General features: G+C 71.7%; 20 protein-coding genes. 10 read left to right on the plus strand and 10 right to left on the minus strand.

From position 1 onward, the window contains the following. Positions 1-46: 46 nt before the first annotated feature. Entirely contained in the window at positions 47-925 is an 879-nt protein-coding gene (locus ABZ342_RS41695) for a LysR family transcriptional regulator (RefSeq protein ID WP_360485512.1), read from the minus strand. 95 nt (positions 926-1,020) lie between these two features. Here ABZ342_RS41695 and ABZ342_RS41700 point away from each other — a divergent pair, with 95 nt between their 5' ends. Further along, entirely contained in the window at positions 1,021-1,866 is an 846-nt protein-coding gene (locus ABZ342_RS41700) for an LLM class flavin-dependent oxidoreductase (RefSeq protein WP_360485515.1), read from the plus strand. A gap of 96 nt (positions 1,867-1,962) precedes the next feature. On the opposite strand, the gene ABZ342_RS41705 is transcribed toward ABZ342_RS41700, so the two are convergent. Continuing rightward, the gene (locus tag ABZ342_RS41705) at positions 1,963-2,169 is read right to left on the minus strand and encodes a hypothetical protein (RefSeq protein ID WP_360485518.1); all 207 of its coding nucleotides are present in this window, start codon (positions 2,167-2,169) and stop codon (positions 1,963-1,965) included. Between the two features lie 63 nt (positions 2,170-2,232). Further along, positions 2,233-2,916, minus strand: a complete 684-nt coding sequence (locus ABZ342_RS41710) for a TetR/AcrR family transcriptional regulator (protein WP_360485521.1) — start codon at positions 2,914-2,916, stop codon at positions 2,233-2,235. A 131-nt stretch (positions 2,917-3,047) separates the two neighbouring features. On the opposite strand from ABZ342_RS41710, the gene ABZ342_RS41715 reads away from it, so the two are divergent. From ABZ342_RS41715 to ABZ342_RS41725, 3 genes are all read left to right on the plus strand, one after another. Next, entirely contained in the window at positions 3,048-4,229 is a 1,182-nt protein-coding gene (locus ABZ342_RS41715; protein ID WP_360485524.1) for an NAD(P)/FAD-dependent oxidoreductase, read from the plus strand. A gap of 158 nt (positions 4,230-4,387) precedes the next feature. After that, positions 4,388-5,884, plus strand: a complete 1,497-nt coding sequence (locus ABZ342_RS41720) for an MFS transporter (protein WP_360485527.1) — start codon at positions 4,388-4,390, stop codon at positions 5,882-5,884. 71 nt (positions 5,885-5,955) lie between these two features. Further along, a complete protein-coding gene (locus tag ABZ342_RS41725) occupies positions 5,956-6,279 on the plus strand; it encodes a hypothetical protein (RefSeq protein WP_360485530.1) in 324 nt (107 codons plus the stop codon). Between the two features lie 218 nt (positions 6,280-6,497). Here the strand turns inward: ABZ342_RS41725 and ABZ342_RS41730 are convergent, their stop codons facing one another. Both ABZ342_RS41730 and ABZ342_RS41735 read right to left on the minus strand, forming a co-directional pair. Continuing rightward, positions 6,498-7,349 (minus strand): helix-turn-helix domain-containing protein, encoded by an 852-nt coding sequence (locus ABZ342_RS41730; RefSeq protein WP_360485533.1) that lies wholly within the window; start codon positions 7,347-7,349, stop codon positions 6,498-6,500. Positions 7,350-7,405: 56 nt separating this feature from the next. Continuing rightward, positions 7,406-8,308, minus strand: coding sequence for a LysR family transcriptional regulator (locus ABZ342_RS41735; protein WP_360485536.1), 903 nt, complete (start codon positions 8,306-8,308; stop codon positions 7,406-7,408). 79 nt (positions 8,309-8,387) lie between these two features. Here ABZ342_RS41735 and ABZ342_RS41740 point away from each other — a divergent pair, with 79 nt between their 5' ends. Further along, the gene (locus tag ABZ342_RS41740) at positions 8,388-9,185 is read left to right on the plus strand and encodes an SDR family NAD(P)-dependent oxidoreductase (RefSeq protein WP_360485539.1); all 798 of its coding nucleotides are present in this window, start codon (positions 8,388-8,390) and stop codon (positions 9,183-9,185) included. Here the strand turns inward: ABZ342_RS41740 and ABZ342_RS41745 are convergent. Continuing rightward, positions 9,112-10,086, minus strand: coding sequence for a LysR family transcriptional regulator (locus tag ABZ342_RS41745; protein WP_360485542.1), 975 nt, complete (start codon positions 10,084-10,086; stop codon positions 9,112-9,114). The genes ABZ342_RS41740 and ABZ342_RS41745 overlap by 74 nt on opposite strands. A 118-nt stretch (positions 10,087-10,204) precedes the next feature. Here ABZ342_RS41745 and ABZ342_RS41750 point away from each other — a divergent pair, with 118 nt between their 5' ends. The 4 genes from ABZ342_RS41750 to ABZ342_RS41765 all read left to right on the plus strand — a co-directional run bounded on the left by ABZ342_RS41750 (position 10,205) and on the right by ABZ342_RS41765 (position 12,544). Further along, a complete protein-coding gene (locus tag ABZ342_RS41750) occupies positions 10,205-10,912 on the plus strand; it encodes an SDR family oxidoreductase (protein WP_155542956.1) in 708 nt (235 codons plus the stop codon). Positions 10,913-10,916: 4 nt separating this feature from the next. Next, positions 10,917-11,264: an SgcJ/EcaC family oxidoreductase gene (locus ABZ342_RS41755; RefSeq protein ID WP_360485545.1), complete on the plus strand. Its 348-nt coding sequence runs from the start codon at positions 10,917-10,919 to the stop codon at positions 11,262-11,264. A 13-nt stretch (positions 11,265-11,277) separates the two neighbouring features. Next, complete coding sequence (locus tag ABZ342_RS41760) at positions 11,278-11,577, plus strand: muconolactone Delta-isomerase family protein (protein WP_360485548.1); 300 nt, start codon at positions 11,278-11,280, stop codon at positions 11,575-11,577. Between the two features lie 142 nt (positions 11,578-11,719). Then, positions 11,720-12,544 (plus strand): DUF72 domain-containing protein, encoded by an 825-nt coding sequence (locus ABZ342_RS41765; protein WP_360485567.1) that lies wholly within the window; start codon positions 11,720-11,722, stop codon positions 12,542-12,544. A 60-nt stretch (positions 12,545-12,604) separates the two neighbouring features. Here ABZ342_RS41765 and ABZ342_RS41770 read toward each other — a convergent pair whose 3' ends face one another. The 4 genes from ABZ342_RS41770 to ABZ342_RS41785 all read right to left on the minus strand — a co-directional run bounded on the left by ABZ342_RS41770 (position 12,605) and on the right by ABZ342_RS41785 (position 16,551). Continuing rightward, positions 12,605-13,372 (minus strand): glycoside hydrolase family 75 protein, encoded by a 768-nt coding sequence (locus tag ABZ342_RS41770; protein WP_360485551.1) that lies wholly within the window; start codon positions 13,370-13,372, stop codon positions 12,605-12,607. Positions 13,373-13,556: 184 nt separating this feature from the next. After that, on the minus strand, positions 13,557-15,485 hold the full coding sequence (locus ABZ342_RS41775; protein ID WP_360485554.1) for a LamG-like jellyroll fold domain-containing protein: 1,929 nt from the start codon (positions 15,483-15,485) through the stop codon (positions 13,557-13,559). Between the two features lie 179 nt (positions 15,486-15,664). Next, the gene (locus ABZ342_RS41780; RefSeq protein ID WP_360485557.1) at positions 15,665-16,027 is read right to left on the minus strand and encodes a hypothetical protein; all 363 of its coding nucleotides are present in this window, start codon (positions 16,025-16,027) and stop codon (positions 15,665-15,667) included. After that, the gene (locus tag ABZ342_RS41785; RefSeq protein WP_360485560.1) at positions 16,024-16,551 is read right to left on the minus strand and encodes a MarR family transcriptional regulator; all 528 of its coding nucleotides are present in this window, start codon (positions 16,549-16,551) and stop codon (positions 16,024-16,026) included. Before ABZ342_RS41785 ends, ABZ342_RS41780 begins: the two co-directional genes overlap by 4 nt. Before the next feature lie 165 nt (positions 16,552-16,716). Between ABZ342_RS41785 and ABZ342_RS41790 the strand changes: the two genes are divergently transcribed. Next, a partial coding sequence (locus ABZ342_RS41790) for an alkaline phosphatase family protein (RefSeq protein WP_360485563.1) occupies positions 16,717-17,212 on the plus strand: 496 nt, incomplete at its 3' end.

Below are 17,212 nucleotides of genomic sequence, written 5' to 3' on the forward strand. Positions count from 1 at the left end.
GAAGACTCAAAAAGGAACACTCCGGTGGCGAAGCTGTCCGCGAGCACTAGGCCATCTCGGTGTCCGGGCTGTCGGTGAACGCCCGGACGAACGAAGACACGCAGACCTCCGGAGTTCGCAGCGACGCGACGATGTGCCCGTCGATGCTCAGCGGCGGGTCGAGCGGCACCGCGCGGACCCGGCGCGCGGCGAACCCGGCCAGTTGCTCCGCCGTCAGCAGCGTCCAGGACCCGTGCCCGCCGCCGATCTCGATGAGGACGGTGAGGACCGAGCCGCCCGACCGTCCCGTCGCCCCCGGGCCGGCCCGGTGCAGGGCCGAGGTGACCGCGTCGTGCGACGCCGGATCCTCCTCACGGGCGGGCAGGCGCAGGTCGGCTCGGTCCAGGTTGGTCAACGACACCGCCGGCCGGCCGGCCGCCGGGTGCTCGTCGGACACCACGGCCAGCAGCGACTCGGACCACGCGCGCACCACCCGGACGCCGTCCGCTTCCACCTGACCCCGCACCAGCGCCAGGTCCAGTTCGCCGCCCCGGACCGCCGCGAGCCGGGCGGGAACCGGCAGGTCCACGAGCGACACCTGAGCGGGTCGGACCTCGTCGAGCAGGAGCTCCGCGGCGCGTTCCAACCGCGCGGTCAGGCCTGGCGCGACACCGATCCGCAGGTGGGCGGCGGGTTCTCCGGCGACCACGCGCACGCGCGCCGCGGCGGCGAGCGTCTCCCGGGCAGCCTCCAGGACGCGGACACCGGCCGGGGTGAGCCGGACGTGCCGCGGCGAGCGGTCGAACAGCCGGATGCCGAGGTCCCGTTCGAGCCGCGCGATCTGGTGACTCACCGCCGGCTGCACGATGTCGAGCCGCTCGGCGGCCCGGCCGAAGTGCAGCTCCTCGGCAACGGTCACGAAGTACCGCAGCGCGCGCAGTTCCACGTCCCCTCCCCAGCACCGCCACGATGACAAAAAGTGATCGCTGAGCAGTCTAGGTGGGTCTGGTTCCGCCGGGCGCCTCCGGCTGGGATGGAGGCATGCACATCGGCACCGGCTTGATCAGTCCCCCGTCCCCGGCCGAGGTGGTGGCCGCCGCGGCCGACGCCGCCGACCGCGGCCTCGACAGCTTCTGGACCAACCAGAACCCCGGCGGGTGGGACCCCCTGACCCTGCTGGCCTCCTTGGGCCGCCGGCCGGCCGAGGTCGGCACGGCCATCGTCGCCACCTACCCCCGCCACCCCGTGACCACCGCGACCGAAGCACTGACCGTCCAGGCCGCCGCCGGCGGTCTCACCCTGGGCGTCGGCCCCAGCCACGCCTGGTACGTCCAGGACCAGCTCGGTCTCCCGTACACCTCCCCGTTGCGGCACACCCGCGAATACCTCACCGTGCTGCGCCCCCTGCTGCGCGGCGAACCCGTGCGCTTCGACGGCGAGTTCTTCACCGTCGACACCCGTCTCGAGATCACCGCCCCGGCGCCCGCCCTCCTGCTGTCGGCGCTCGGTCCCCGCATGCTCGAGCTGGCCCACGACCTCGCCGACGGGGTGGCCGCCGCCTGGGTCACGCCGGACATGGTGGCCAAACACATCGCCCCGCGCGCCGCCCCCGGCGCGCGCATCGTGGCCCAGGCGGTCACCCTGCTCAGCCCGGACCCCGACCGCGCCCGCGCCGACTTCGCCGGACAGCTCGCCGCGGTCGGCCAGATGCCCGCGTACCGCGCATCACTCGACCGCGCGGGGCTCGCCGGCCCCGCCGACACGCTGGTCATCGGCGACGAGACAACCGTGACCGACGCGGTGAAGCGCTATCAGGACGCCGGGGTGACCGACTTGATCGTCGTGCCCCTCAACGACCGGAGCCGCACACTGGACCTCCTGCGCTGACCACCCGAACCACACACGCGAGCCCATGCCGGGTGAGTACCGGATCTCCCGGCATGGGCCCGCTGACGACCTCGAGCGCGACACCGCGGCTCTGCGTCAGCTCACGAATTTGATGGACTCATCGAGAAATTTCGCCTGGTACAGATCCGATTGCTGCCCGTTGGCGGTGAACAGGTCCGAGGTGCTCTTGTAGTTGACGTTGGTGAACACCCGGACGTTCCCGGAGAGGCCCGAAAACACCGGCAGGCCGCCGCGGACCTGGCCGTCCGACTCGGCCTGACGTGCCCGAAACCGCTTCCTCACCTTCGTCCCGCCGGCTGGTGAACCACCAAGCCCGCGCGGTCGAACTCGTGGTCGTCGGCTTGCTCAGAGCCGCGCGCGCGAAAGGATGCCGCGGATGAGGACGTCGAGCGACCAGGCGAACCTCTGCTCGCCGGTGCCGGACATGATCTCGGTCCGCGCGGCGTGGACGCGGGGGTACTCGTTCGCCGGAGCGCGGTTGATCGCCTGGGCGACGGGGCCGTCCGGTGCGGCCGGGTCCGAGCCGTGTGCGTGTTCGGCGGCGACCGCGGTGACGAACATGGTCAGCATGTCGATGGCCCAGGCCGCGTTCGCCTGGTCGACGCCGGCTTCCGCGAGGATTTCCAGAAGAGCTTCGGCGATGCGCAGCGCGTTGGGTCCCACGGCGGTGGTCCGGAAGGCCATCAGGGCGACAGCCGGGCGGCCCAGCAGGACTTCGGCGTAGGAGCGGAGGAGTGCTTCGAGCCGGTCGCGCCATGAGCCCGCGGCCCCGTCGACCTCGACGGCTTCCAGCGCGCGGTCGAGCACGAGCGCCTGGAGCTCGGTCAGGTCGTTGACGTAGGCGTAGAGCGAGGCCGGGCCCGTGTCGAGGGCCTTCGCGATCTTGCGGAGGCTCATGGCCCCGCCGTCTTCCGCGGTGATCTGGCGCAGCGCCTCCTCGACGATCGCGTCGCGGCTCAGCGGCGGTTTCGCCGGTCGGGTGCGGCGGCTCTGGACCTCTGGGGCGCCGAAGGGATCACGCGGGGGCACCGGCAAACGCTATTCGTCGCGAACCCTGTTCGTCAACTTGACGAACAGGGTTCGTCACGAATACCGTTCGTCAGGTGGCCGCCGCGGTGCCCGCCACGGAAACGCTCTCCATCAGGAAGGGGTGAATCAGCATGTCCACCCGCACTATCGCCATCGTGGGCGCGGGCCTGAGCGGTCTCGTCTGCGCCCGGATCCTCCAGCGGAACGGCATACCCGTCACCGTCTACGAAGCGGACGCCACACCGGATTCCCGGCAGCAGGGCGGCTCGCTCGACATCCACGAGGACAGTGGGCAGGTCGCGCTCGAGGAAGCCGGCCTTTACGAGGAGTTCCGCGCTCGGACGCACGTCGGCGGCGAGGACATGCGCCTGCTCGACAAGACCGGGCGGGTGCACGTCGACAGGCGCGAACCGGCGGGCGGCCGTGGCCGGCCGGAAATCGACCGGACGGAACTGCGGCAGCTGCTCGTCGAGTCGCTGAAGCCGGGCACGATCGACTGGGGGCGCAAGGTCGTCGCCGCGCGGCCCGTCACGGCGGGACACGCCCTCGAGTTCGCGGACGGCTCCGCGCTCCGCGCCGATCTCGTCGTCGGCGCGGACGGCGCGTGGTCGAGGATCCGGCCCCTGCTGACTCCGGAGAAGCCCGGCTACACCGGAATCACCCTGGTCGAGATGCGCCTGACCGACGCGGCGGCCGAACACCCGGACGCGCTCGCGCTCACCGGGCGGGGGAACTTCTTCGCGCTGTCGGACAACAAGTACATCGGCGGGCACGGCGGGAACACCATCGCGTTCGGCTGCGGCCTGCGCGTCCCCGAGAACTGGGTCGCCGACAGCGGTATCGAGTGGCGCGAACCGGAATCCGTTCGTGCGGGGCTGCTGCGCGAGTTCCCCGACTGGGCCCCGGCCCTGACCGACCTGATCCGCGAGTGCGATGACGACGCCTTCTGGCCCCGGCCGATCTACGCGCTGCCGACCGGTCTGACCTGGGAGCGGGTTCCCGGCGTGACCCTGGTCGGCGACGCCGCGCACCTCATGTCGCCGTTCGCGGGCGAAGGCGCCAACATCGCGCTGATCGACGGCGCCGACCTGGCCCGGGAGATCCTCGGCAGTCCCGACGCCGAAACCGCACTCACCCGCTACGAGAACACGATGTTCCCGCGCGGCGCCAAAGCGGCCGCGGCGTCGCAGAAGGGTCTCGACCTGATGTTCGTCGACGGCCGCCCGAGGAAGATGATCATGTTCTTCAAGGGTATGTCGGTCTTGTCGACGCTGACCAAGCCGTTCGAGCGCCTTGGCCGGACGCGAACCTGACGCCGGGCACCGTGGAACTGACGGTCGTCTCCCGAGGACACCGCGCACCTCGTCGGCGTCGACTGCCCGATCCGCTCGGCCATGGGAACCGAGACCGGACCCCGCCGTCAGTCTCGGTACCCGGAACTAGCGTCGGGGGAGACCGAAGGGTGGGGTGCATGCGGGCGCAGTCCGACGAGGTGGCGCTGTCGACCGGCCGCCGCGCGTGGACGGTCGGCGTGATGTGCACCGCGGTCGGCCTGGTGATCGCCATGGTGACGATCGTGAACGCGGCGCTGCCCGCGCTGGCCGCCGACACCGGCGCGAGCCAGGCCGAACAGACTTGGATCGTCGACGTCTACACGCTGGTGCTGGCCGCGCTGGTGCTGCCGGCCGGCGCGCTGGGCGACCGGCACGGCCGCCGCGGTGTGCTCGTCGCCGGCCTGCTCGTGTTCGCCGCCGGCTGCGCCGCGCCCGTCTTCCTCGACACGTCGGCGTGGATCATCGCGGCCCGGGCCGTCACCGGGCTCGGCGCGGCGATGATCATGCCGGCCACGCTGTCGATCATCACCGCGAGCTTCTCGCCGGAGCGGCGCGGCCGGGCCATCGGGACCTGGGCCGCGGTGGCCGGCGTCGGCGGGCTCGGCGGGCTGGTGCTCGCCGGGGTGCTGCTGGAGCACTTCTCGTGGCATTCGGTGTTCCTCGGGCCGGCGGTGCTGTCCGTGGTCCTGGTGGCCGCGAGCCTGACGGTGCCGACGTCGCGCGACCGCCACCCGCACGCGTTCGACGTCGTCGGCGCGGTGCTCAGCGCCCTCGCGATCGGCGCGGTGGTGTTCGGCATCCTGCGCGTCGCCGATCTTGGCTGGGGCGACGGAACCGTGCTCGGGTCGATCGCGGGCGGGCTGGTGCTGGGCGCGCTGTTCACCGGGTACGAGCTGCGGCGCGCGTCCCCGCTGCTCGACGTCCGGCTGTTCGGCAACGCGGCCTTCGCGGCCGGGTCGGTTTCGGTGACCGTGCAGTTCACCGCGGCGTTCGGGATGTTCTACGCGCTGGCGCAGTACCTGCAGCTGGTGCAGGGGTATTCGGCGCTGGAATCGGGACTGGCGCTGTGGCCCGTCGCGGTGACGCTGTTCCCGCTGTCGCTGGCTTCGGCGCCGCTGGTGCGCCGGTTCGGGCTGGGGACGGTGACGTGCGCCGGCCTCGCCGTCGTCGTCGCGGGGATGGTCCTCATCGGACAGCTGGACGCGGGAAGCGGTTATGCCGCCTTGGCGATCGCGGTGTGCGTGCTGGGCGCGGGGATCGGGGTGACGGCCCCGGCGGCGACGAGCGCGATCCTCGACAACGTGCCGCCGTCGCAGTACGGCGTGGCGTCGGCGGTCAACGACGCGACGCGCGAAATCGGTGCGGCACTGGGGATCGCGCTCGTGGGCAGTGTGCTGGCCGCCGGCTACCGGGATTCGGTTCGCTCGGCGACGGCGGCACTCGCGCCACCCGCGCGCGAGGCGGCGGAGGGCTCGCTGGCGGGCGCGCTCGCGGTGGCGAAAGGCCCGGCGGGGGACCACTTGGCGGTGGCCGCGCGCACGGCTTTCGCGCACGGCATGGGGATCAGCATGCTGGCGCTGGCGGCGGTCGTGGTGGCCGGCATCGTCGCGGCCGCGGTGCTGGTCCGCCGCTGAGCGTGTATCTGGGGGCGGTCGCGGGTCCCTTTGTCTTCAGGAAAACGAAGAATGTCCTGGAGGGAACCCGAATGACCGAGTTGCACATCAAGACCCTGAAGTGCGTCAAGAAAGACGACCTGATCGGCAAGGACGAGGTCGTCGTGCAGGTGAACGGCAGCACCGTCTCGGGCCCGCACAAGCTGGGCAAGGGCGACAGCGTCACGCTCAACACGCTGCGCTCGTTCACGAGTTCGGCGAAGGTGACGCTGATCGACGAGGACGGCGGCAAGGACGACACCCTCGGCACGGTGACGATCACCGACTCGCAGGCGGGAATCGGCACGCTGACGGCGTTCTTCAACGCCCTGGCGGGCGCGGACTACCACATGACGTACGACGTGCACGGCAGCTGACCCACGCGCGCGGATCGCCGGGCCACCCGGGTCCGGCGATCGTTGGGGGTCCAGCAGCGTCGCTACCCCGGCAGCACTTCGCCGTTGCCGCCCGGGCTTTCGCACCGGAGGACGTTCTGGACATTGCCGTCGCGGTAGCGGCCGACACTGGTTCATCGCCTCGGGAACGCTCTGGAGCAGCCACACCGGCAATCTGCTCGCCGACGGCTACGTCGCCCTCACCCGGTGACCGGCTCGGCGGTCCACGAAGCCAAGATGCGCAACGCTTCGTGCGCCGCCGAGCCCGGTTCCGCCGTCAGGACCATCAGCCGCTGGCCGCTGCCGTCGGGGCTTTCCCACATGTCGCAGTCCAGGGTCAGGTCGCCGACCACCGGGTGGCGGTAGCGCTTCACCCCGTAGCCCGCGCTCGTGACGTGGTGCGCCGCCCACCACGTGCGGAAATCCGGGTGGTGCACCGAAAGCTCGCCGACGAGCTCGGCCAGCTCCGGCGCGTCCGGGTCGCGCGCGGCCTCCAGGTGCAGGGCCGCCACCGCCGTGCGGGCCGCCTCCTCCCAGTCGGTGTGGAGCGCGCGCACCGAGGCGTCCGCGAAGAGCAGGTACACGTAGTTGCGGCGGTTCGGCGGGTAGCGGGCGAAGTCGGTGAACAGCGCCGCCGCCGCTGCGTTCCACGCCACCACGTCCAGCCGGCGGCCCAGCACCATCGCGGGCGTCTCCGCCAGCCGGTCGAGGAGCCTTTTCATGGCGGGGCGCAGTTTCTCGCCCGCCCGGCGCCGCGGCCGGCGGAAGGGCTTGCCGGCCAGTTCGTACACATAGGACTGCTGGTCCTCGCTGAGCCGGAGCGCGCGGGCCAGCGTGGCGAGGACCGACGAAGACGCCTGCACGCGCCCCTGCTCTAGCCGCGTCAGGTAGTCGACGCTGATCGCGGCCAGCCCGGCGACCTCCTCCCGGCGGAGCCCGGCCACGCGGCGCGGCGAAGCGGGTTCCGGCAGGCCGACCTCCCGCGGGCTCAGCTGCGCGCGGCGCGCCTTCAGGAAGTCGCCGAGCTCCTTGGGCTGACCGGTGGGCTCCATGCCCCCGATTGTCCCCGGGGGCCGCCGGTCCCGCGTGGGCAGGTTTCTTCCCCCGGTCAGCCGGGCCGGTGGGCGGCCTGCTCCCGGAGGGCGCCGACGACGGCGGTGGCCCCCGCCGAACGTCCGTGCCGGGTGACCACGACCGCCGCCCGGCCGCGCCACGCCGGGTCCTCGACCGCGACCACCGCGACGCCGGCCGGCACGGAGGCGGCCGCCACGCCCGGGAGCAGCGCGACGCCCAGCCCGGCCGCCACCATGCCCAGGCGGGTCGTCCAGCTGTGGACCGCGTGGCCGATGCGCGGCTCGTCCAGGGTCGGCCAGGCGCCGAACTGGGGCTCTCCGCGTCCGCCTCGGCCGGCGATCCACTTCTCGTCGCGCAGGTCGGCGACGTCCACCCGCCGCCGGTGGGCGAGCCGGTGCCCGGCCGGGACCGCGACGCGCAGGTCGTCCTCGACCAGGACGTCCTGCTGCAGGCCCGCGAGGTCGTAGCCGGGCAGCCCGGCGCCGACCCCGATCACGACGACCTCGGTGCGCCCGCCGCGGAGCCGGGCGAGCAGCGCCGGGGTCGCCCCTTCCTCGAGCGTGACGGCCAGCCCGGGGTGCCGGGTGCTCAGCACGGCGAGCGCGCGGGGGACGAGGACCGCCGCCGCGGCCGGGAACGCGCCGATCGACAGACGTCCCGCCAGCCGGTCGCGCAGGCCGGCCAGCTCCTGCTCCGCGGTGTCGACGACGGCCAGTGCGGTGGTGGCGTGCCGGACCAGGAGCGCCCCGGCCGGGCTCGGCCGCACCCCGCGGGCGTGCCGCTCGAACAACGCCGTGCCCGCGGCGGCTTCCATCATCGCGACCTGCCGCGAGATGGCGGACTGCGTGTAACCGAGGGACGCGGCCGCCGCGGTGAACGAGCCCGTGGCCGCCACTTCGCGGATCACCCGCAGGCCGGTCAGCGTCACTTCTGCCATGCCGTCAGCTTAGCCATGAGCAATGCGCACAGCAGCAGTGCGAAGACATCGCTGGTGCTCATGCCTCGACCGGCGCAGCATGGAAGACATGATTTGGTTCATCACAGGATCCTCGAAGGGCTTCGGCCGCCACTGGGCCGAGGCCGCCCTCGACCGCGGCGACCGCGTCGCCGCCACCGCGCGCACCCCCGCTCAGCTCGACGACCTCGTGCGGCGGTACGGCGACGCGGTCCTCCCGCTCGAGCTCGACGTCACCGACCGCGACGCCGCGTTCGCCGCCGTCCGGCGCGCCGCCGATCACTTCGGCGGCCTGGACGTCGTGGTCAACAACGCCGGCTACGGCCACTTCGGCCGGGTCGAAGAACTGAGCGAAGCCGACGTCCGCGCCCAGCTGGAGACGAACTTCTTCGGCGCGCTCTGGGTCACGCAGGCGGCGCTGCCGATCCTGCGGGAGCAGCGCCGCGGGCACATCATCCAGGTCACGAGCGAGGGCGGGGTCGTCGCGTTCCCGGGCATCGGCGCCTACCACGCGTCGAAGTGGGCGCTGGAAGGGCTTTCCCAGTCCCTGGCCCAGGAGGTCGCCGAGTTCGGCATCCACGTCACCAACCTGGAGCCCGGCCCCTACGCCACCGACTGGCTGGCCGTGGGCGCGCGCCGGAGCACCCCGAACCCGGACTACCCGGCAGTGCCGGAGGGGCACTGGGACGTCGGCGACCCGCACGCCACCCGGGCCGCGATCCTCGAGCTCGTCGACGCCGCCGACCCGCCGCTGCGGATGTTCCTCGGCAAGTCCCTCGCCGCGGTCACCGAGGAGTACCGGGCGCGGCTGAAGACGTGGGAAGACTGGCAGGCCGTGGCGGTGCGGGCGTTCGGCTGAGCTCCGCGTGCGGGTCGTCGGCGGGCACCCAGCCGGTGTCGAGGTCCAGCGGTCCGACGTCCCGGGTCAGCGCCTCGATCGTCGCCAGGACCGGTGCGCGGGTCTCGTCGCGGCGGGACACCAGCGACCACGTCCACAGCGGCGCCGGGCCGGTGACCGGACGGCGCCCGAGGTCGGGCGGGACCGGCGTCGTCTGGCCCTTCGGGGAGTTGAGGACCGGGCGCCGCAGCCGGCGGACGTGGTCGAAGAACGCCGGGCCGGTGACGCCGCCGTCGTGGGTGGGCACGACCTGGGCGCCGGTGACCCGCGCGAACTCCTCGGCGTAGCGGTTCCAGGACGCCCAGCTGTCGGTGTCGGCGTCGACGAGCACGACGACGTCCCTCGCCGCCACCTCGGCGGTCCCGGTGCCGATCGCGTGGAGGCGGTCCGCGCCGAGCAGGCGGGCTTCGAGGTCGTGCTCGGCCAGGTCGGCGGTGAGCGCCCAGCAGATCGCCAGGTCGATGCTCTGGTCGGCGACCCGCCGCAGCTGCGCGTGCGAGGGCAGCACCCACGTGTCGACGTGCAGGTGCGCGACGCCCGCGACGCGGTCGAGCAGGTCGGCGGGGTGCCAGTTGACGTACCCCAGCCGCACCGGCTCCCGCGCGGCGATCCCCGCGGCCGAGCGCCGCAGTTCGTCCGCCTGGTCGAGCAACGCGAGCACCCGCGGCAGCAGCGACTCGCCGCATTCGGTGAGCCGCACCGAGCGGCGGTCGCGGTCGAAGAGGCGGACGCCGAGGTCGCGTTCGAGCGCCTTGATCTGCTGGGACAGCGAAGGCCCGGCGATCCGCAGCCGCTCCGCGGCCCGGCCGAAGTTCAGCTCTGTGGCGACGGCCACGAAGTACCGAAGCTGGCGTAGCTCCATACCGGGAGCTTAGTGCGGTGGGAGCCCGGGCCTTCCAGCTGAGAGCGAACCGGTCGTGGCGGGCCGGTTCCGCGCGGCACATCCTCGGCTCCGGAAGCACACCCACCAGGAGGAAACCATGAACACCCAGAAGGTCGCGGTCGTCACCGGCGCCTCGCAGGGCATCGGCGCGGCCGTGGTCGAGGCGTACCGCAAGCTCGGCTACGCCGTGGTCGCGAACTCGCGCTCCATCACCCCGTCGGGCGACGCCGGAATCCTGGCCGTCGCGGGCGACATCGCCGACCCCGCCGTCGGCGCCTCGGTGATCGACCGGGCGCTGGCGACGTTCGGCCGCGTCGACGCGCTGGTCAACAACGCCGGCGTCTTCGTCGCCAAGCCGTTCACCGACTACACGGCGGACGACTTCGACCTCGTGACCGGCGTCAACCTGCGCGGCTTCTTCGAAGTCACCCAGCGCGCCATCGCCGCGATGCTGGAAGTCGGCGGCGGCCACGTCGTCAACGTCACGACCAGCCTGACCGACCACGCCAACAGCGCGGTGCCCTCGGCGCTGGCGTCGCTGACCAAGGGCGGCCTGAACGCGGTCACGAAGTCCCTCGCGATCGAGTACGCGACGCGGGGCGTCCGCGTGAACGCCGTGTCGCCCGGCATCATCCGCACCCCGATGCACCCCGCTCCGACGCACGACGCGCTCGCGAGCCTGCACCCGGTCGGCCGGATGGGCGAGATCGGCGACATCGTCGACGCGGTCGTCTACCTGGAGGGCGCGCCGTTCGTCACCGGCGAGATCCTGCACGTCGACGGCGGCCAGAGCGCGGGACACTGACGTCATGGACATCCTCACCGGAGTGCTGGACGCCTGGAAGTCGGCGGTCGACGCGCACGACCCGGAGCGCGTCGCGGCGTCCTTCACCGAGGACGCGATCTTCCAGGGGCTGCACCCGTACAGCGTCGGCCGGGACGGTGTGGCGGCGTACTACGACTCGCAGCCGCCGGGCATGACGGCCGAGTACCGGATCGTGGAGACCCGGCGCCTGGCCGAGGACGTGATCCTCGGGTATTCGAGCGTGGACTTCGCGTTCACCGACCGGCCGGTGCTTTCGGTGCACCTCAGCGTGATCGTGCGCCGGGTCGGCGACGCTTGGCTGATCGCCCACTACCAGGTCTCGCGGCTCTGAAGGGAGCACGACGATGGAGTTCCTCGTCGACATGCGGACGACGGTGCCGCCGGGCACCTCGGACGAAACGGTGGCGGACACCCGGCGGCGCGAGGCCGCGCGCAGCGGGGAACTCGCGGCGCAGGGCCACATCCTGCGGCTGTGGAAGCCACCGGAGGGGCCGGGGGAGTGGCACACGATCGGGCTGTTCGCCGCGGCGGACGAGGCGGAACTGCGGCGGGTGCTCGAGTCGATGCCACTGCACGGCTGGATGGCCGTGACGGTGACGCCGCTGAAGCCCCACCCCGGCGACCCCGGCGTGGGACGGCCCTGACCCGCCATCGCCGCCGCCGAGGGTTCTCGCGCCGTCCGCGTCACCGGGGCCGTGCAGCGAAACCGGGGCCCGGGTAGTAGTTTTCTCCCGTCACGATCGACGGGAGAAGACGCCAGTGGCACGTCTGCACGTCGGCTGCGCGATGTGGACCCACAAGGCGTGGCCCGGGCGCTTCCTGCCGCCGTCGCTGCCGGCCAAGGAGCGTCTCCGGGCCTACGCCGGCTGGTGCACCGCGGTCGAAGGCAACACCACCTTCTACGCGACTCCCGCCCGGGCCACCGTCGCGACGTGGGCGGAGCAGACCGGCCCCGGCTTCCGGTTCGTGGTCAAGCTGCCCAAGGTCGTCACGCACGAACGCCGGTTCGCCGGGGTCGAGGCCGAGATGCGGACGTTCCTGGACGCGATCGAACCCCTCGGCGAACGGGCGGTCCTGTGGACCCAGCTGCCCGCCTCGTTCGGCCCGTCCGACGTCGACGCCCTCGGCCGCTTCCTGCGCCGCCTCCCCGCCGACCGCCGGCGCGCCGTGGAGGTGCGGCACCCGGAGTTCTTCACCGACGCCGCCTCGACGTCGTTGCTGGAGAGGGCGCTCGCCGACGCGAACGCCGAATGGGTGCCGTTCGACACCACCGTCTTCTTCCGGCGCCCGCCGACCAGCGAAGCCGAGCAGGACGCCTGGGCCAAGAAACCCCGGCTGCCACGGCGGACGCGCGCGCTGACCGACCGGCCGGTCGTCCGCTACCTGGGCCGGGACTCGGTCGAGGAAACGGTCGAGGGGTGGCGGCCGTGGACGCTAGTGGTCGCGGGGTGGCTGCGCGAGGGCCGGTCGCCGACGGTGTTCCTGCACACCCCCGACAACGACGACGCACCGGCGCTCGCCCGCCGATTCCACGACGACGTGCGAGCGCTGGTGCCCGGCCTCGAAGCGTTGCCCGAGCCGGAGCCGATCGAGCCCGCGACGCTGTTCTGAGCGAGCGGGAGACTCGACCCGCGGCCGGCGCAGCGGTCGGTGCGCCGGCCGAGGACCGGGCTAGAGGCCCATGCTCGCGCCGAGGCTGTTCAGCGCCTTGTCGACGAGGGCCTGGGCGTTGCTGTTCAGGTTCGAGTTGGTGCCGTTCACGACCCAGGACGAGCCGGAGAAGATCACCACGGTCACGCCGTTGTCGACACCGCCGGTGGTGCCGCTGCTGGGAATGCCGAGCAGCGAGGCCGACTTCACGGACGCCTCGCCCAGTTCGCGGGAGTCGTTGTCCGAAGTGGTCTGGTTGTTACCGGTCTGCGTGTCGCCGAAGATCGCGCCGATCACCTTGCTCTTGTAGAACATCAGCGCGAACTGCCGGCCCTTGATGTTGTGTTCCTTGTAGAAGAAGTGCGGGCAGGGGGACTTGCGGTCGTAGCAGTCGTCGCCCAGCACGTAGAAGGGGACGTGGTGCGCGGCCAGCTGCTTCCCGTTGCTGTCCTGGAAAGTCGTCTGGCCCTGGTGGTCGGGGTCGGGATCGGGGTCGCTGCCGTCGTCGTCGACGGCCAAGCCGGAGCTGTAGGCGTAGACGCCCGTCGCCACCTGGTAGACGTTCACGTTCTGGGACCGCGTCATGGTGTTGATGTGGGGCTTGGAGTTGACCTTGTGCGCGGTCGTGCTGTTCTTCTTGACACCGGCCAGAACCTGGGCGGGCGTGTACGTCGCTTCGGCTTGGGCAGTGGTGTCGGTCGTGGCGGCGTCGGCGGATTTGACGGCGAACGGCGTGACGAGCGTGAGAGCCGCGGCGGTTGCCGCGGCCAAGCGCGTACGGGATGTCATGGGTGCGGTGCCTCCGTCGATCGTTAGGAACCTTTCCTAACTGAGGAGACCACCGGTGACCCCGGTCACGTAAGGACTTTTACGAAGATTTTAGTCAAATGTCCCGGTCTTCGGAGCATCGCGTGATGAGCGCCGCGTGCGGGGCGGCAGCGGGTGACCGCCGGGGCCACCCGCCGCCGATGGGTCACCTGGTCAGGAACTCCTCCGGCCGCAGCGCCCGGTCGACGATCCGGACGTCGCCGATCCAGCCGTGGAACACGTTGTCGAGTGCGCCGCCGTACTCGTGGCCGCCGAGGAGCCACGTGCGGCCCAGCGACGCGATGCCGACCGAGTCGGTGGAGGGGTTGTCGGCCACCGGGGAGCTTTCGACGTAGACCTTCGTGTGGTGCCCGTCGTTGACGACCGCGATGTGCCACCACTGGTCCTCGGCCAGGCCGTGGCTCCAGTTGGTGGTCGGGTACGTCTGGCTGAGCGGGTAGCAGTTGAACTGCACCTCACGACCGTTGTTCGTGGTCATGAGCTGGGCCACCGGCTCCTTCGGGTCGGTGTTCTTGCCGTGCTTGCCCGCGTCGCCGGACGCGCCGCGGCGGACCAGGACCGGCATGTTGCCGTTGTTCCCGCCGTCCCAGTCGCGCGGGATCTTCACGAACGTCTCGATGGTGTAGCCGCGCTTGAACGTCTCGGCGTTCAGCGGCGCACTCGCGCCCGTGGTCAGGTACGCGCCGTGCAGCGGGTTCCGGCCGCCGGCGAACCGGAGGCTGGCGTGCCCCGGCTGGTCGGGGTGGTGGTCGTCGGTCCAGGTCAGTGCGTCGGGGGCGGTGCCGGCGACGGCCTGCAGCGTGAGGTCGTTGCCGTGGCCGGACAGGTCGCGGACCTGCTGGCCGGCCGTGACCGCGCTGCCGTTCGCGCCAACGTTGTCAAAGCGCCAGTACGCGAGCGTGCCCGGCACGAGCACCTTGCCGGCCGGCCGCGCCGGGCGGACCGGCACGGGGATGAAGCCGGCGAAGCGCCGCTCGAAGTCGAACGGCATCGAGAAGCGGTCGACCGCCGTGGTGAGCCGCGACTCCAGCACCTCCATGCGGTTGCGCTTCGCGGGATCCTTCTCGAGGATCCACGGCGAGATCGTCTCGACGTCGATCGTGGCGCGCTCGAGGTCGAAGTGGTACAGGCGCAGCATGCCGCCGCCGCTCATGTACCGGTTCTGGTAGTTCGTGATGTGCAGGTGCACGTCGTGGCCGGCGGCGTTCTTCTTCGTCATGCGGCCCGAAGGCCAGTAGTGGCCGTTGAGCGCGAGGAAGATCTGGTCGTTGTCCTTGATCAGCGAGTCCCACACGGTCTGGCCGTAACCGGAGAGCTCGGCGTTGTTCTCGGGATCGCCCGCCTCGTACGGGTAGACCTCGTCGCCGTAGGTCGATCCGACGATCTCGTGGCAGGTGAGGATCACCGGCAGCCGCGGATGCTTCTTGATGACATCGTTGGCCCACGCGAAGCCCGCGGGCGACGTGCGCCAGTCCATGGCCAGCAGCAGCCACTCCTGCCCGGCGGCACGGAAGACGTGCGCGGTGTTGTAGCCGCTAGCGTCGGAGCCGAGGAACGACTTCTGGCGGCGGAACCGCTGCGGGCCCATCGTCCGGAGGTACGGCGTGGTGCCGCGGGTGTCGTCACCGGAGACGTCGTGGTTGCCCGCGAGCACGCTGTAGGCGACGCCGGCGGAGTCGGCGATCTCGAACGTCTTGTCCACGGCCTGGAACGACGTGATGTCGGCGTCCTGCGTCAGGTCGCCGAGGTGGGCCAGGAAGACGATGTTGTTGTCCGGTTTGCCGCTGTTCTCGATGACGTACCGCAGCGACGCTTCCTGCGGCTCCGGGTTGATGCTGTTCTGGCTGCCCCAGTAGAGGTACTGGGTGTCCGGCATCACGGCGACGGTGAACTGGCGGCTCTCGCCGTCCGGGCTCCACCTGCCGCCGCCTCTGCGAGCGCTGTCCGCGGTGTCCGGGGTGCCGGCTTCGGCCGGTGCGACGCCGAGCGCGCCCAGCGCCGTCGCGCCGGCGCCGGCCAGCCCCGCGTTGCGCAGGAAGGACCGTCTGGTCGGGCCTGCCTGGTTTTCGCGCATGATCTGCCTCATTCGGGTTTCCGGGGAGAATTGTTCGCCGACCCGGACGCTATTCCCGCCTGCTGGAGCCGACGCGAACAGCAGATGGCCTGTTCGCGTCGAGGGCGCTGCGCTTGCGTGGTGACAATTCCTGTCTCGCGCCGGATTTCCGGCCACACCGTGCTTTCCGGGCGCCGCGGTCAGAGGCCGGCGGCCGCCATGATCGGGTGCCACGGCGTGGCGTCGAAGATCAGCGTGATGGCCGTGATCTTGCCGTCGCTCAGCCGGAAGTGCTCGGCCGTGCGCTGGGTGCCGACCGGGGTCGCCGTGTGCACGTCGTACACCAGCGTCGCCTCCGACTCGCCGTAGAGCTCGCTGAGCATGTCCACCCCGGTGACCACGCTGACGAACCCGCCGAGCCCGGCGAGGTGGCCGCGGGCGTCGTCGGAGCCGATCAGCGGGCTGCGGAAGGTGAACGTGGCGGCGAGCTGGTCGGCCGCGGCGGTGACGTCGCCGGCGAAGCGGGCGCGGGAGTAGGCCAGGACGGTCTCACGGGTGGTCATCGGTCCTCCAGGTGACGGGCGAGGTGCTGCTGGTTCTCGGCGAGACGCAGGCAGAGGTGCCGCAGCTGGGTCGTCTCGGCGGCGGTGAAGCCGCGGAAGAGCGCCGCCATCGCCAGCTGCGACGGACGGCGGAACTCCGCGAGCCACGTCCGGCCGTCTTCGGTGATGCGGACCAGCACCGACCGCCGGTCGCGCGGGTCGGGGACCCGCACCGCGTGCCCGGCCCGCTCGAGGGTGTCGACCAGGCCGGTGACGTTGCGCGAGCTGACGCCGGCGGACGCGGCGAGGTCCTTGATGTTCGCTTCCGCGCCGCTCAGCCGGATGAGGATGTCGAGGGCGCCGGGGCTCAGGCCGCGGCTGCCGGTGCCGAGCGAACGCAGCTGGTCGAGGCTCCGCGCGGCGACGCGGACCGCCGCCGCGGCTTCGAGCACGCCGGTGTCCTCGCCGAGGGTGAACCCGGCCAGCGCGTCGCGGACGTCGGGGGAGTAGAGGTGGTCGTCCGGGTCTTTGGCGAAGTCATTCATAGTGAAGTACTACATTAGTACGTACTTCCGTAACTCTGTCAAGATCATGTCCGACCGCAGTCGTTTACCAGGGTTTCGCCCGGCGTTAGCCTCGGGCCCGGCACAGGTTCTCGAAGTCCCGCACATACTGACCCGGCTCTCCACCACGACACCCCCGGAGTCCCCATGACGGACGTCAACCGACGGCGTTTCCTGCAGCTGGCCGGCGGCACCGCCGCCCTTTCCGCACTCTCCACCAGCATCGCCCGCGCCGCCGAAATCCCCGCCCACCGGCGCACCGGGTCCTTGCAGGACATCGAGCACATCGTGGTCCTCATGCAGGAGAACCGGTCGTTCGACCACTACTTCGGCACGCTGCGTGGCGTCCGCGGTTTCGGCGACCCGCGGCCGGCGACGCTGGCCTCCGGCAAGTCCGTCTGGGCGCAGTCCGACGGCAAGCGCGACATCCTGCCCTTCCGCCCCGAAGCGGACAACCTGGGCCTGCAGTTCATCCAGGACCTGCCGCACGGCTGGAACGACACGCACGCGGCGTGGAACGGCGGCAAGTACGACAAGTGGGTGCCCGCGAAGGGCTCGACCACCATGGCGTACCTGACGCGCGAGGACACTTCCGCGCCCGACGCGAGTTCGTCGTCCGCGGCCTTCGCGGCCTCCAGCGCAC

The sequence above is a fragment of the Amycolatopsis sp. NPDC005961 genome, from assembly GCF_040629235.1.
Lineage (GTDB): Bacteria > Actinomycetota > Actinomycetes > Mycobacteriales > Pseudonocardiaceae > Amycolatopsis > Amycolatopsis camponoti.